The organism is Rhizobium azibense (assembly GCF_004342325.1).
In the GTDB taxonomy this organism is placed as follows: Bacteria; Pseudomonadota; Alphaproteobacteria; order Rhizobiales; family Rhizobiaceae; genus Rhizobium; species Rhizobium etli_B.
In genome coordinates this window covers 225,315-239,106 of the sequence record NZ_SMBJ01000002.1, presented here as the reverse complement: position 1 = coordinate 239,106, position 13,792 = coordinate 225,315, and the positions used below count along the sequence as shown (strand labels likewise).

The 13,792-nt window shown below is 58.8% G+C and carries 12 protein-coding genes and 2 pseudogenes; 11 read left to right on the top strand and 3 right to left on the bottom strand.

Annotated elements, in window-relative coordinates; genetic code table 11:
• Nucleotides 1-14: 14 nt before the first annotated feature.
• A pseudogene (locus EV130_RS05290) lies at nucleotides 15-173 on the top strand (class I fructose-bisphosphate aldolase); the annotation flags it as partial.
• A gap of 131 nt (nucleotides 174-304) precedes the next feature.
• Nucleotides 305-874: a histidine phosphatase family protein gene (locus tag EV130_RS05285; protein WP_074064849.1), complete on the top strand. Its 570-nt coding sequence runs from the start codon at nucleotides 305-307 to the stop codon at nucleotides 872-874.
• A gap of 206 nt (nucleotides 875-1,080) precedes the next feature.
• Here EV130_RS05285 and EV130_RS05280 read toward each other — a convergent pair whose 3' ends face one another.
• Both EV130_RS05280 and EV130_RS32465 read right to left on the bottom strand, forming a co-directional pair.
• Nucleotides 1,081-3,585, bottom strand: coding sequence for a glycogen/starch/alpha-glucan phosphorylase (locus EV130_RS05280; RefSeq protein ID WP_074064848.1), 2,505 nt, complete (start codon nucleotides 3,583-3,585; stop codon nucleotides 1,081-1,083).
• A 315-nt stretch (nucleotides 3,586-3,900) separates the two neighbouring features.
• Nucleotides 3,901-4,395 carry an SH3 domain-containing protein gene (locus EV130_RS32465; protein ID WP_155774560.1) on the bottom strand — a complete coding sequence of 165 codons (495 nt, stop codon included), beginning with the start codon at nucleotides 4,393-4,395 and terminating at the stop codon, nucleotides 3,901-3,903.
• 869 nt (nucleotides 4,396-5,264) lie between these two features.
• Between EV130_RS32465 and EV130_RS05270 the strand changes: the two genes are divergently transcribed.
• The 5 genes from EV130_RS05270 to EV130_RS05245 all read left to right on the top strand — a co-directional run bounded on the left by EV130_RS05270 (nucleotide 5,265) and on the right by EV130_RS05245 (nucleotide 8,419).
• Nucleotides 5,265-5,585 (top strand): hypothetical protein, encoded by a 321-nt coding sequence (locus EV130_RS05270; RefSeq protein ID WP_074064845.1) that lies wholly within the window; start codon nucleotides 5,265-5,267, stop codon nucleotides 5,583-5,585.
• Between the two features lie 270 nt (nucleotides 5,586-5,855).
• Nucleotides 5,856-6,074 (top strand): hypothetical protein, encoded by a 219-nt coding sequence (locus EV130_RS05265; protein WP_074065691.1) that lies wholly within the window; start codon nucleotides 5,856-5,858, stop codon nucleotides 6,072-6,074.
• Nucleotides 6,075-6,551: 477 nt separating this feature from the next.
• A complete protein-coding gene (locus EV130_RS05255) occupies nucleotides 6,552-6,761 on the top strand; it encodes a cold-shock protein (protein WP_022719019.1) in 210 nt (69 codons plus the stop codon).
• A 181-nt stretch (nucleotides 6,762-6,942) separates the two neighbouring features.
• Complete coding sequence (locus EV130_RS05250; protein ID WP_074065690.1) at nucleotides 6,943-7,302, top strand: DUF6481 family protein; 360 nt, start codon at nucleotides 6,943-6,945, stop codon at nucleotides 7,300-7,302.
• A gap of 82 nt (nucleotides 7,303-7,384) precedes the next feature.
• Nucleotides 7,385-8,419 (top strand): fatty acid desaturase, encoded by a 1,035-nt coding sequence (locus EV130_RS05245; protein ID WP_074065689.1) that lies wholly within the window; start codon nucleotides 7,385-7,387, stop codon nucleotides 8,417-8,419.
• A gap of 136 nt (nucleotides 8,420-8,555) precedes the next feature.
• Here the strand turns inward: EV130_RS05245 and EV130_RS05240 are convergent, their stop codons facing one another.
• Entirely contained in the window at nucleotides 8,556-9,836 is a 1,281-nt protein-coding gene (locus EV130_RS05240; RefSeq protein ID WP_081377251.1) for a GGDEF domain-containing protein, read from the bottom strand.
• 305 nt (nucleotides 9,837-10,141) lie between these two features.
• Between EV130_RS05240 and EV130_RS05235 the strand changes: the two genes are divergently transcribed.
• The 4 genes and pseudogenes from EV130_RS05235 (at nucleotide 10,142) to EV130_RS05220 (ending at nucleotide 13,563) form a co-directional block, all read left to right on the top strand.
• The gene (locus tag EV130_RS05235) at nucleotides 10,142-10,921 is read left to right on the top strand and encodes a DUF1194 domain-containing protein (RefSeq protein WP_074064842.1); all 780 of its coding nucleotides are present in this window, start codon (nucleotides 10,142-10,144) and stop codon (nucleotides 10,919-10,921) included.
• A 271-nt stretch (nucleotides 10,922-11,192) separates the two neighbouring features.
• Nucleotides 11,193-12,442, top strand: a pseudogene (locus tag EV130_RS05230) (sensor domain-containing diguanylate cyclase).
• Between the two features lie 391 nt (nucleotides 12,443-12,833).
• Nucleotides 12,834-13,247, top strand: a complete 414-nt coding sequence (locus EV130_RS05225) for a hypothetical protein (RefSeq protein WP_074064841.1) — start codon at nucleotides 12,834-12,836, stop codon at nucleotides 13,245-13,247.
• A gap of 67 nt (nucleotides 13,248-13,314) precedes the next feature.
• The gene (locus tag EV130_RS05220; protein WP_074064840.1) at nucleotides 13,315-13,563 is read left to right on the top strand and encodes a hypothetical protein; all 249 of its coding nucleotides are present in this window, start codon (nucleotides 13,315-13,317) and stop codon (nucleotides 13,561-13,563) included.
• Nucleotides 13,564-13,792 lie beyond the last annotated feature (229 nt).

The window sequence follows — 13,792 nt, the reverse complement described above, 5'->3', positions numbered from 1 at the left end:
GATCCAAACTGCCTGGGCCAAAGCCGTGGAAGATCGCCTTTTCATATGGGCGCGCACTCCAGGACCTGGCGCTGAAGGCGTGGCATGGGCGCGACGAGAACCTAAAGATGGGTCAGCGGGCCCTTTGCCACCGGCTCGCTGTACCGGGGCGGCCAGTGTCGGCGCGTAGATGAGATGGAGGCAGTGCCAGGCGGCGGATAGTCCACCGCATCGCGGTGAGGCGGTCGACGAGTAGTTCCACTGGCGGCGCATCCGGGCGCAGGTTGGACGGAACCCCGAAATTCCTAAGCGAGGAGGGCGGGACGTGAATGTATTCGTGATCAGGCATGGTGAGACCGAGTGGAGTCTGAGCGGACAACACACCGGTACAACGGAAATCGCCTTAACCGACAGCGGGCGACGGCAGGCGGAACGAATGCGGCCGCTGCTGGCTAGACAGACGTTCGCGCTCGTTCTCGTAAGTCCTCTGCAGCGGGCACGGGAGACTTGTGACTTGGCGGGCCTCGGCGATAGAGCCGCCGTCGATCCAGGCTTGATGGAGTGGAACTACGGCGAATACGAGGGGCTAACGCCCAAGCAGATCGAGGCGAAACAGCCGGGCTGGTTGATTTTCCGGGATGGATGCCCGGGTGGCGAGACACCGTCGCAAGTCCTTGCGCGTGTGGATCAGGTCGTGGGGCGGGCGCGGGCTGCTGACGGCGATGTTGCCCTGTTCGCACATGGGCACGTACTGCGCGTGCTTGCGGCGAGATGGATTGGACTACCAGCGCGTGCGGGACAGCATTTCCTCTTAAATACGGGCACGGTAAGCGTTCTCTCCTACTATCACGAGATACCCGCAGTGAGGGTCTGGAATGGCCAGCTCGCCAATTAGCATCGCGTGGAGCGCTGGGCGTCTGGAGAGTGGGAGACGATTGCATACCGGTTTGGCGTTCGCGTCAGGCGGCTATGGACCAACACGACATCTCGGGTCCCTCTGACGCAGGCTTCGTCGGCGCTCCGAGTGGTCGTTAAAATAGGAAGCGTTCCACGAACCTGTAAAACGCACAGTTGAACCATGAGGCGCTCCCACCCGTCGAGTCAAGGCACGGGACAGGGTTTGGCGGTCCAGATTTCGGCCGCATATTCGGCGATCGTGCGGTCGCTTGAGAACCTTCCCGAATTCGCGACGTTGAGCAGCGCTTTCCGGGTCCATGCTTGACGATCGCCATAGAGAGACTGCAGCCGCTGGTCTGCTTCCAGATACGAGGTGAGGTCCGCCAAGTGCCTGAAGACGTCGCCGCTCGTCAGAAGGATATTGCGGAGCACATCGACGACATCGGGATCATAACGGCAAAAATGCCCGGACAGGATCAGATCCAGCACCGCGCGGGTTTCGGGTTCGTTGTCATAGTGCCAGCGCGGACTGTACCAGCCGCGGCTCCCCGCGACCTCGTCCGCCGTCAGCCCGAACAGGAAGAAGTTCTCCTCGCCTGCCGCCTCGGCCATTTCAATCGTCGCTCCGTCGCGCGTGCCGATCGTCAGCGCACCGTTCATCATGAACTTCATGTTGCTGGTGCCACTCGCTTCATATCCTGCCGTCGAAATCTGGTTGGAGACGTCGCTGGCGGGGATGAGACGCTCCGCCAGCGAAACGCAGTAATCCGGCAGGAAGACGACCTTGAGACGCCCGCGCACGATCGGGTCGGCGTCCATCGTGCCGGCGAGATTGTTGACGAATTTGATTATCAGCTTCGCCACGTGGTAGGCGGGCGCCGCCTTGCCGGAGAAGAAGAAGGTGCGCGGCACCATATCGAGGCCGGGATCTTCACGGATGCGGTTGTAGAGCGCGACGATCCTCAGCGCATTCAGTAATTGCCGTTTGTATTCATGGATGCGTTTGACCTGGCTGTCGAAGATCGCCTCGGGGTCGACAATGATCCCTGCGCTTACCTTCAGCCATTCGGCAAAGCGCTGCTTCGCCATTCGTTTGGCTTCACGGACGGCCTCGACAAATCCGCCGTCGTCGACGAGCGGCTTCATCTTTTCAAGTTCGGCGAGATTGGTGATCCATCCATCGCCGATGCCGTCGCTTATGCAGCGGGCAAGGTCTGGATTGGACAGGAGCAGCCAACGCCGGGGCGTCACGCCGTTCGTCTTGTTGTTGAACCGTCCGGGGAATATCTCGGCAAGGTCCTTCACCGTCGTTTCGCGCAGCAGCCGCGAATGGATCTCGGCGACTCCGTTGGTGCTGTGCGAGCCGACAATGGCGAGATTGGCCATGCGAACCAGACAATCGGCGCCCCTCTCGATCAGGCTCGCCCGCTCGACGCGGCCTTGGTCCTCGGGAAAACGGGCCAGAATCTCGTCCCTGAGCCGTCGATCGATCTCCAGAATGATTTCGGAGTGGCGCGGCAGCATCAATTCGAACCACCGCAGCGGCCATTTCTCCAGCGCCTCGGGCAAAAGGGTGTGGTTGGTGTAGGCGAGACAACGCCTGGTGAGATCCCAGGCATCATCCCAACCCAAATTCGCGTCATCGAGCAAGATACGCATCAGTTCCGCAACTGCGAGGCTGGGATGCGTGTCGTTGAGCTGGATCGCCACCTTGTCGGGCAGAGAATGCCAATCGGAGTTATTCGAGCGAAACCGCCGGATGAGGTCGGTGAGCGAACATGCGACCAGGAAATATTCCTGAACGAACCGCAGGCCCTGTCCCATGCTAGTCGTATCATCGGGGTAAAGGACCCGCGTGACGGTCTCGGCCGTCAGCCTCTGTGCCAGCGCGCTAACGAACTCGCCAGCGCTGAAGGCCTGGAAGTCGAAGCTATCCGGCGTTGCCGCGGCCCAAAGCCGCAGCGTGTTTATGGTCCTGCCGCCATAGCCCGCGATCGGCCGGTCGTAAGGTATGCCGAGCAGGCGGGACGGCATCCCGGCAGCCACCCGCAAATACCCGCCGCGGACCTCGAAGGAGCAGCCGAGCTTGATTTCGACCGCCTCCTGCGGCCGGGCGACTTCCCAGGGATCCGGTCGGCGCAACCAGTTGTCGGGCTGTTCGCGTTGCCAGCCGTCAACTATCGTCTGCTTGAATATCCCGTACTCGTAGCGCAACCCGTAGCCCATTGCCGGCAATTGCATGGTCGCCATCGAGTCCAGGAAGCAGGCCGCGAGCCGGCCAAGCCCGCCATTGCCCAAACCCGCGTCGGGCTCTTCGACGAGGATGGCCAATTCATCTATGTGCTCCTGATCGAAAAGCCGCTTGGCCAGTGGACCGAGACCGAGATTGGCGATGTTGTTAATGAGAGATCGCCCGATCAGGAACTCCATAGACAGATAGTAAATCCGCTTGGGGTTCTCTCTGACATAGGTCTGTTGCGTGTGTTGCCAGCGCTGCGAGAGCACATCTCTGACCGATCGAGCGATCGCCTCGTATCGCTCGCGGTTTCCCGCATCTTCGGGGGCGATGACGTTGTCGAAGAGGAGATGACGCTCGTAAAGTCCGTCATCGCTTCCCCTGAATTGGATCGGACCGCAGCGATAGTGTGTGGGTAGTTCATGAGATCCAGGTAAATTGGAAGTTTGCGGTCGGGCCTTCTCGCGGCTCATGGTGGTGCCCCTTTTGGCGGTGCTGTAGCGGGACCTTAGCCCCCCAGCGGTCTCAACTGATAATTTCTTCCGGTATTCACGACTGTGGTGCGACGAGGATCGACAGCAGCTCGACGAGCCGTGGCGCCCAGGTAAGTTCGATCGCTCAGCGTCCTCGGCCGTCACAGCCGCGCGCGCCAGCACCGCGGAAGGCTGCTCCGCCACCGCGACCACCGCCTCCATGGAACCTGCGGCCACCGCCGCTGTACCCGCCGCCGCGATCGAAGTTCTGGAAGTTACGACCAGAACCCTGATGAAGCCGGCCATAATGGCGGCTCAACTCATTCCGATTGCCGAACTGTCGCCCGGCCCGATCGATGGAAAGATGATCCGGTGCCCGTTGACGAAACTGCTGATTGCGGCGTGGTGCGGGCCCGGTTTCCGCCCGGTTCTGGATAGGCTGTGTTGCCTGTGGCCTGTTTGATACTGCGAGCTGGCAAAGCCCCAGGGCCCTTCGAGCAAGGCTGATGAGTAACTTGCTGCGCACCAGGAGGCTCCCGCATCACACTCCTTGATATCGACTTCCTCGCCCTGAGGAATAACACGCATCGCGTCAAATCCGGTGCCGGGGCCAACCCTGAAATTCACGTTTGCAGCTAGGGCGGCAGGATCTGCGAAGGCAGAGGTCGAGAAGAACGTAGCGATCGTCAGGTACGCAAATGTTCTGCGCATGATCACAATCCTTCGGTAGGAGTACCTAAAGGTAAAAAATCTTGCGGAAGGCGGCTCGCTGCCCAACGTCGTGTCGGTGTTCGGCGTTGAAATTAACATAGTTTGGCGACTTCCGCATTTTTTAATGCCACTGCTCCAGCAAACCCAACATGGTCGATACCTCGTCGGCGAGCTGCTTACTGCAGCTCTGAAGATGGTGTGCAACACCTTTGCACCGGCCCTCTCGACGGCCTCTGCCATCGTCGGGTCGACACCGTGAGCGACGTACTTGCTCCCCCTTCCTCCGCCGCTGCGTCTCCCAGCGGAAGAGGTGCGAGCTCGAGCTCAAGCGCAGGACTTTGTAGGCGCGTCAGCCCTATTTCTACTGATCCTTATGCCTACCTTACTGGTCGTCTCCCCCGTCTTGTTCATATCAGACGCTGCCATTGCCCTGCGCCTCTCCAATGCCATAGTCATCGCCTCGTTGTTTTCGATCGGTTATGCTGTGGGCGTCATTGGAAAGGTCGCTGCAGGTAAACGGACAGTCATGGTCGAGGCTGCTCCGGACGGCGGACCGGGAACCGTTTGGACTCCATCGCCCGGGCGCAGGAATTGATGATACTGCGGGGCGATTCATGCGATGACAAGCGGCGACATCAATGTGTACGGTTCTCGAAATTCCTTTTCTGCCGAAATCGCCTGCCGGTACCAATGACCCTACCGAAGGCGCGCTTCCCGCCCAACTCATGCCAGCGTCTCATCTGGGCAGCATGACGACGTGCTTGCGAGCCGTATCGATGCCAGGCGATCGTAGCGCCGGTGGCAGATCTGCGCGAAAATGACCGAACCGCATCAGATTTGGTCGGGATCGGATGTGGCTATCAGCCAACCCGCCGGGGCTAGTGGGCACTACCTCATGTTGGTGAGTCGACACATAGCCCGCTATAAAGGATCGTGGCACTTGGTTCGATATTTGAGCGGATATCTGCATGAGCATCAAAAGTCGTCGGTTGGCTGTCAATAAAGCATTTGGGCGCGCGCGCAGGCTCGGTCTCGAAATTGATGCCGATCCAGCCTTTCATGCCTTGATCGAATGTTGGGTCACTGGTGAATTGACCATGCCACAAGTTCGCGAGCGGTATCTTGCACTGCTAAAAGAGCGGGCGCAGTTTAATCGCGAGCGCTCTAGCCATCCGGATCCCGCAGCGCCCGAAGGCGGGGCAAAGCCCTCGACGGCAGAAGTGGAACCCGGGGAGGAATCAAGTCTGCAGCGCGTGCGAAAGCGACGCCGGACACGCAAGAGCGAATGACTACCTTCGTGGACCCCAAGGTTGACTTTATGAAGGGTCGGGTGGTCACGCACGAAGGTGCTTGGCGCGGAGATACGCTGTGGCGGCGCCTTGAAAGGGGTGGTCCGCGTCACCATCTCTCTGTTATGTCTTCAGCCTTTGGGCTTCCTGATTTCGCCGGTCCGGGCGAGTGCTTGGCTATCCAGGAACTGCGACGTTGCGAATTCCACCTGGCGAAGATGACTGCGCTGGACGCTACTGCCTCGCGCATCCATGTTTAAGGATATCTTTATGATAGATACGACCCGCCACACGGCGCAGAGCCTGTTCCAACGCGTAGCGCCAGAAGGTTCCAATGCTGCCAAGCTACAGGACATACGCGCCAGGCAGATCCTCAGAATGAGAGAACTAAGGCCCGTTGAAAGGCAGCAGCGGCTCGAAAACCGCACGAGAAACGCCAACCTCGTGACGCCGCTTGCCCGTAAGGAGCCTTCCCATGGCGCCGTTTGATTATAATGCTGCGGCAGGACTTTATCCGTGCAAGACCGTAAGGAGAACGAGCCACCTTCGGTACAAAAGGTTTGATTCAGCCGCTGAAGCACTTCGCTTTGCGATCGAGGACATGCCCGCATCGATGCTTCGCGGTTCCGTTCTGGAAGTTGAGGAAGCCCGCTTCGATGGGCAGCAGATGCAGAGGTTTTACGAAGACGATGCATATCCACTGCCCAGGCGGAAGAACTGAAGCAGCGTGGTGCCCTCAACCTGAGTGGCGCGTCCAGCTCTACCGAAAGTAGAATATTCCTAAAGCGCCCAAACAAGAAGTTGACGTGATGATCAAAGCGTCTATAGTCCGGCCATCGATACTTTGTTTGCCGATATTTGTTTTTGCTGCGCCCAGCGCTTCGTGACGAACTTCCCTCTCTCAAAAGTCGAAAACGCGCTGTGCATCGCACAGCGGTGAACAATCTTGCTAAGAAAGGCTTCGTTATGACGACCGGCACGGTTAAATGGTTCAATTCCACCAAAGGTTTCGGCTTTATCCAACCTGATGACGGCAGCGCCGACGTTTTCGTTCACATTTCTGCTGTCGAACGTGCAGGGATGAATTCGATCGTCGAAGGCCAGAAGCTCGGTTTTGAACTCGAGCGCGACAGCAAGTCGGGCAAGATGTCTGCCAGCCAGCTCAAGGCCGCCTGAGCTTTAGCCGCCGGTGACCGGGGATTTACTGGCATGAAGCTTCAAGGGGCCAGGCCCGTGTCTGGCCTCTTTCCGTTCTGGAACTCCTTCAGGAGTGCACGATACCAGTGCGGCACCGGGCTTCCATTGGCTGCGCATTCTTTCCACGCATGCAACGTTACGAGATCCAAAGGAATATCTGTTGAGACGTCCCACCGACAATGGCTTTACCGAGCGCCGCAATGCTGCGGCTGATGCAAAACGAGAGCTTTTGGCAAAGTTTGCCTCCGCCCCGAAATCGGCCGATCCTGCCATGCAGGCCCGACTTGCCGCGCGTGATGCGGTGACCCAGGCCCGTGCACTGCGTCGGGCCGAACGGGAAGCATTGAAGGCGGCACAGAACCGTCGAATTCTTGCCGATGCGGCGGCCGAGGAAAAGGCAGAAGCCGAATCTCGTCAGGCAGAAATTGCCGATCAGGTTTCACGCGCCGAAGCCACCGAAGCCGCACGCAAGGCCGAACGCGATCGCCGTTATGCCGCGCGCAAGGCTCGTCAGGCCTGACGCTCCGACCATTGCGTTTATGGACGCAAACAGGTCATGCGCGCACAGATGGTGCAAGATGCGCGAACAGGAACCGCTTTTAATGAATGCAAATGTCTATACACCTGCCTTACGTCCTGAAGACGACGTCGCAGTTTGGTTGAAAACCCTGTCGAAATACCGTCAGCCGCGGGTTCGTCGCAGCGCCTTCGAGCTGATTGTCACTATCATTCCGTTTGCACTATGCTGGGCTGTCGCCTCTTTTTCCCTTGCTTACGGATTCTGGTACGGACTGGCGGCAGTCTTTCCGGCCGCAGCCTTCCTGCTGCGCCTGTTTATGATCCAGCACGATTGCGGCCATGGCTCGTTCTTCGCTCGTCGCCGCATTGACGATTGGACCGGGCGTGTGATTGGCGTGCTTACGCTGACCCCTTACGATTACTGGCGCCGGGCGCATGCCGCCCATCATGCATCGGCTGGCAATCTGGACGAGCGAGGTGTTGGCGACATCACGACCCTGACGGTTGCAGAATACCGCGCCCTTTCGCCCATGAGGCGGCTCGGCTACCGCCTTTACCGGCACCCACTCGTGATGTTCGGCATCGGCCCGGCCTGGCTCTTCCTCTTCAAGCAGCGCCTGCCGATCGGAATGATGAATTCCGGAGCGCTTCCCTGGGTATCGACGATGGGAACAAACCTTGCTGTCGTCACACTTGCGGGCTTGATGATGTGGATTGTCGGGATATGGCCATTCCTGCTGATCCACCTGCCGATCGTGCTTATGTCGGGTGCGGCGGGCATATGGCTCTTCTATGTCCAGCATCAGTTCGAGGATACACATTGGTCGACGGGCAACGAATGGCAGTTTCCGCAAGCTGCCCTTCACGGTGCGTCCCATTACGACTTGCCGCTGGTGCTGCGATGGATGACTGGCAACATCGGCATTCACCACATCCATCACCTCTCCAGCCGCATACCCTATTACAGGCTGCCCGAAGTGCTGCGCGATCATCCGCAACTTGCCGGAATCGGACGCATTACACTTTGGCAAAGCCTGCAATGCGTCGGGCTTGTGCTATGGGATGATCGACGCCAGAAACTCGTTTCATTCCGTGACGCGGCGACAGCGGCGGCTTAATCCCGACACCCGGAGGGGCTCGGTTTCCGGTGTGAGCGGCCGTGGCTGTCTTCGAAAATCCCAAAGTGACTGGCGAAGGCGAGACTACGACTGGGCATACTGGCCAAGTGTCCGCTCCGTATCGGGACAAGCGAGCTTAGATGCTCGATGGAGCCGCTCCGTGGAGCACCACGCGATTGCGACCGGCCTGTTTGGCAATGTAAAGCGCCGCGTCGGCTCGATGCTGAAGCTGCTCGGGCGTTGCCGCTTCTGCGGCTGGCGCCTGTACCGCCACTCCAATGCTCAAGGTGACGTAACGGGAGACGTGCGATCCGGGGTTGGGAAACGTGCCGGCTTCGACGCTCTTGCGAATTTGTTCAGCCACAGCGATGGCCCCGCGCGCGTCCACCCCTGGAAGCAGGACAAGGAATTCTTCGCCGCCGTAGCGCGCCACGTGATCCCGATCGCGCCGCACGCAGTCCTGGATAATATCGGCAACCTCGACGAGACAGCGATCGCCTTCAGCATGGCCGAGACGATCATTTAGGGTCTTGAACTCATCGATATCGCACATCAGCATGGCTGCGCCTGCAGGGCATTTGGTGCCACCGCCCCAGAGCCGATCGAGCGTTTCCATCATCCAGCGCCGGTTTGCGATCCCGGTTAGAGGATCGGTTCTTGCGAGATGCTCAAGTCTGGCATTGGCGTCGGCCAGTTCGGCGACACGGCTGCGGTCTCGAAGCTCAAGAAGGAATGTCTTCTGGGCCAGAATCGTCATGGTTCGTCTGGCAACGACCGTTGCGATGATACCACTGGCAAAAAACAGCGTCGCAGCCAGGGCGCTCCCGATTTCAAGGTTTGGGTTCAGCAACTGAAAAACGAGATAAAGGCCGAGGGCCCAAGCGGCGATCGTCGCCGTCCACGCCAATGGTATGCCAAAGATGATGATGGCTGTAATCGCCACGAAAAGCATGATGTTCAGGTGCCGCTCGTAGAACTCGCCACCCGCACTCACGCCCACCAATGCGATCGACAAGAGAATGAGAAACATGCCGGCAATCAGCGAGAGCCCTTGGAGCCAGGGGGCGCGCGGCCTTTGCCAAACAACGGCGACGGCCATTGTGACGGCCGGAAGGACGCTGCTCGCTGGCAGCATCGGCAGGGTGACGGCTCCTGGAAGCATCAACATGTTGAGCGACAGCGTCAGCACATCCAACAAAGCTACCCATATCATCCAGGCGCGAACGATCTTGGCCGTTCGCGACCAGGAGCGCTCCCGAAACAGGCGACGAAGCTCGCCTTTGAGACGGATGTCACGTGTCCGGCGTGTGAGAAGCCGTTCGACTTCCGCCATGGCAGCTGGGTCCTGCACGTGAAGCGGCACCTGTTGGGACGTATTCAACGAACCAGTGGGAACTGCATTCTCCTGGACATCCATTCGAACCCAACTAGCGGAACATCTGCCGCAGGCAAGCATGGCATACCAGGTACTTTGAAGATGGCCTGCCATGATCGCAACCATTTGCGGTGCAGCCGCAATTCGCTCAGTCAGTGCCGCGGCACAGCCGACGATCGGGCGGGTCGCGTCGATCCGGTTGTCGAGATGCTGATCACCCGTCGGAACCCGGCGACAAGGCCATATTTTTCTCTCACTGAAAGTTGAAGGAACGCAGGCAGTCGAGGGTCATTCTCTCGCCAGGCTGTGTTACAGTCCTTTATGGATTACGCAGTGATTGGTTGACGATGTTTACGACACTCGCGGTTCTCATCAGCCTCTCCGGTCTCGCCTCGACAGTGGCGCAAGCCACGGAAGGCGAGGTCGATGTCGAGCTTGTCCTTGCTGTCGATACCTCACGGTCCATGGATTTTGAGGAAGTTCGCATCCAGCGTGAGGGCTATATCGACGCGCTCAAGCACAAGGAATTCATCGAAGCAGTGAACAGCGGTCTCACCGGCCGCATCGTCATCAGCTATTTTGAATGGGCAGGCTATGTTGTACCCGATTCCGTGATCGAGTGGCAGCTGATCGAGACGCAGCAGGATGCAATCGATTTCGCCGATAGGCTGGAAGCGCGACCGATCAGCACGCAGCGTCGCACTTCGATCTCCGCTGCGATAGCCCAAGGCGCCACAATGATAGCCTCAAGCCCCTACGACAGCGTGAGGAAGGTGATCGACGTTTCCGGGGACGGGCCAAACAATTCCGGCGATCCGGTCATGACCACCCGGGACAAGGCCTTAAGGGCGGGCATCGTCATCAACGGTCTCGCGATTATGCTGAGACCATCCGATGCTCCGAGCGGGCTTGACAAATATTATGCCGATTGCGTGATCGGTGGCCCCGGATCCTTCGTGCTGCCGGTTCGCAAGATCGAGGATTTCGCCGTTGCTGTGCGCCGCAAGCTGGTGATGGAGATCAGTGGCCTTGGCCCGCCTGAGGTGATGCAAAAAATTGCCGGCGAGGTACCGGCTACCGACTGCATGATCGGCGAGAAGCAGTGGCAGGATATGTTCAACCGCTGAGTTTCAGCAGCCGTCAAACGCCGAGCGCGCAGAAAAACCAGTTCACGATACTGCTGAAGCGACGTGATCGGCGCTGGGAAATGGTTGACAAGTCTGAGCTGCCACCACAATGGCTGCGGAGACTGCGGCTCGACGGATATTTCAAGCGCGTCAGGCGCTCAGTAGGCGGCCAACGAATCCCTCAGCGTCAATTTTTCGCCATCGCCGAATTCCTTTGTTAATTTTTCGATTGGATCATCGACGCCATGAACCTTTGAGGAGAGACGCGGAAATGGCAGGGGCAAGACCATTCGGGAAGTCAGTTGCAGAGGCCGCCCAGCGGGAAAGAGCCCGCTTGGCTGCACTGGAACGCTTCGACTCGACACGCCAAGAGACGAAGGTTTCGATCGGGTGGTGCGGCTGATCAAGGAAATCTTCGCAATCGATATCGGAATCGTCTCGGTGATCGATGCACATCGTCAATGGTATAAGGCCTGCTCGGGCCTTTCATCCGATGAGGTGCCGCGCGAAAACACGTTCTGCCGCTACGTCGTGGACTGCGAAGAACCAATCGTCGTGGAGGATTCCACCAAGGATCCGCGGTTTTCGAAGCATCCGGCGGTGACGGGCGAGTCCCACATCCGTTTTTATGCAGGCGTCCCGTTGAAAACGCATGACGGACACGCAATCGGTACGGTGTGCGCGATAGATCGCAGGCCAAGATCATTCGGCAGCAAGGATCTGGCGATCCTCACCGAGCTTGCAGGTGCCGCCATGGACCGGATCGAATTGCTGCAATCGGCAGCCACCGACAGCCTGACCGAAGCTCTTACGCGGCGCGCCTTCAAGCAGGAAGCGGAGCAATTCATCTCTCTGGCTTTGCGGCACAAACACAGTCTTTCCTGTGTCGTCTTCGACATCGATCATTTCAAGCGGGTCAACGACACCTATGGTCATGCTGCCGGAGACGAGGTTCTCAAAACTGTCGCTTCAACATGCAGGACAGCCCTGAGGGCCAGCGATCTGTTCGGCCGCCTCGGAGGCGAAGAGTTTGCCATTATCCTTCCCCATATCGACCGGGAAGGCGCAATTGCAGTCGCAGAAAAACTGAGGACTGCGATCTCGTCGCAGGAAGTCTGCGGCGACTATGGCACGCTGAGCGCGACAGCCAGCTTCGGAGTTTCGGCACTCTCGATCGTCAGCAAAGACATCGAGACACTTCTGGCCCAGGCGGACGCGGCGATGTATCAGGCCAAGCATAAGGGACGAAATCGTTGCGTTTCGTGGAGTTCCATTCAAACGGACCCGACGACGGGTAGCCGTCGTCGGGTCCTGAAGGCCGGTTCCATCATTTTTAACGATCGACGTTCAACCATCGACTGCACCATTAGGTCTCTTGGTAGCGATAGCGCCGGGCTTTCCGTTTCAAACTCGGCCGGTATTCCTCCCGAGTTCGTTCTGGCCATTAAAGGAGAAGGTTTCGAAACGGGTTGTCAGGTGATCGCCCAGGACCGGCAACACATGGAGGTGGCGTTCAGATAACGTCAGGCACGTTTGAAGTGCACGCATAAGCGAATGAACTGCCGAGGGCAGTTTCGCGCGCCGCCTATGAAGGGCTGGACCAAAAGACCATGATGGAACTGGAGATGGTCCGCTACGACAAAAACGGGTGAAGGACCTCGACAGGTTGAGGACCCGGAAAGCTGCAAGCGCTGTATGCCGGACAGTTCCATAGGTTGCAGTCCTTCCGAGGCGGTGCATCGCTGGGATCCGCTTTTACAGCGCAGCCCATCGGGCTGGACTGCGCACCCAGACGCTGCATCATCCAGTTCGGTGCCGTAGCAATGCCACTGCGAGGTCCAAAGTCTAGTGCGCTTGAACCCAGGACCGGCTGCTCCAGTTAACGTGGAAAGACCATATTAGGGAGACCGCCATGCCGCCTCGCAAAAGAACCGATACCGCGCCCTTGGTTGCCAAGGGTGCCAAGATAGGCGAGCCTGTCCCCAAGGCGATTGTCGACACCAAAACCGCCGCGGTAGGCATTCCGCCTCAGCCGGACTATGATCCTCGTGAAGAGATCAGCGCCCTGCGAAAGCAGATGGAGGTGTTGCGGCAACAGATTTCCGAAGCCGCGCAAACCGTGAGGGGTGGCGCAAGACAAGCCGCACGCCAGACTGAAGCAACGGTCAAGCTCTATCCTGTTTCATCACTCCTGGCCGCCGCGGCGGTCGCCGGTGCGTTTGCCTTTGCGATCGCCAGTCTCCGGTCATCGACCCCTCGTTCACGCTACGACCGGGTGCTCGACGAAATCCGCGATCTTTACGACCGTATCCGCGACCGTCTTTAGTGACATTTAGGGATTGCCTATCGATCGATTCTCCCCCACGCTGCGTCATGCAAGCGAGGGGACACGCATGCTCGAAGTCATTATACGCCGCTGCCTGGACATCGTCGACCGGACCGAACGCTTGATCGAAAAGGCGAGAAGGCTGATCGGAAGTGGAAGTCTCGACGACGTCGAGGCATATCGAATACACACGGAGATCGAGCGCCTTACGGACCTCGTCTTCATTATGGACGACGCAGCGCGGATTCTTCGCCGGACATTCGAGCAACGTCCGGAGATGGCTCGTGCATATCCGGCTCACGTGACCCTGCAGTAAGACCGCCGCCACCGCCCCGATATGACGCACGCTGCTATATTCATTCGGGCGCATCTGGTGCCGTCAAGCTGCCTCCCAAGAAGCGGCTCCGTGACGCTGCTTCCGTGGCAGCAGAAAAAATCGGTCCAGCGAGATCGCTTACTCGTTGATGGGCAGCAATCCCTCATGATCTGCCGACACAGAGAAGCTCGCAGGCGCGAGGTTTTGCGAACCTTGTCACTGGCGAGGA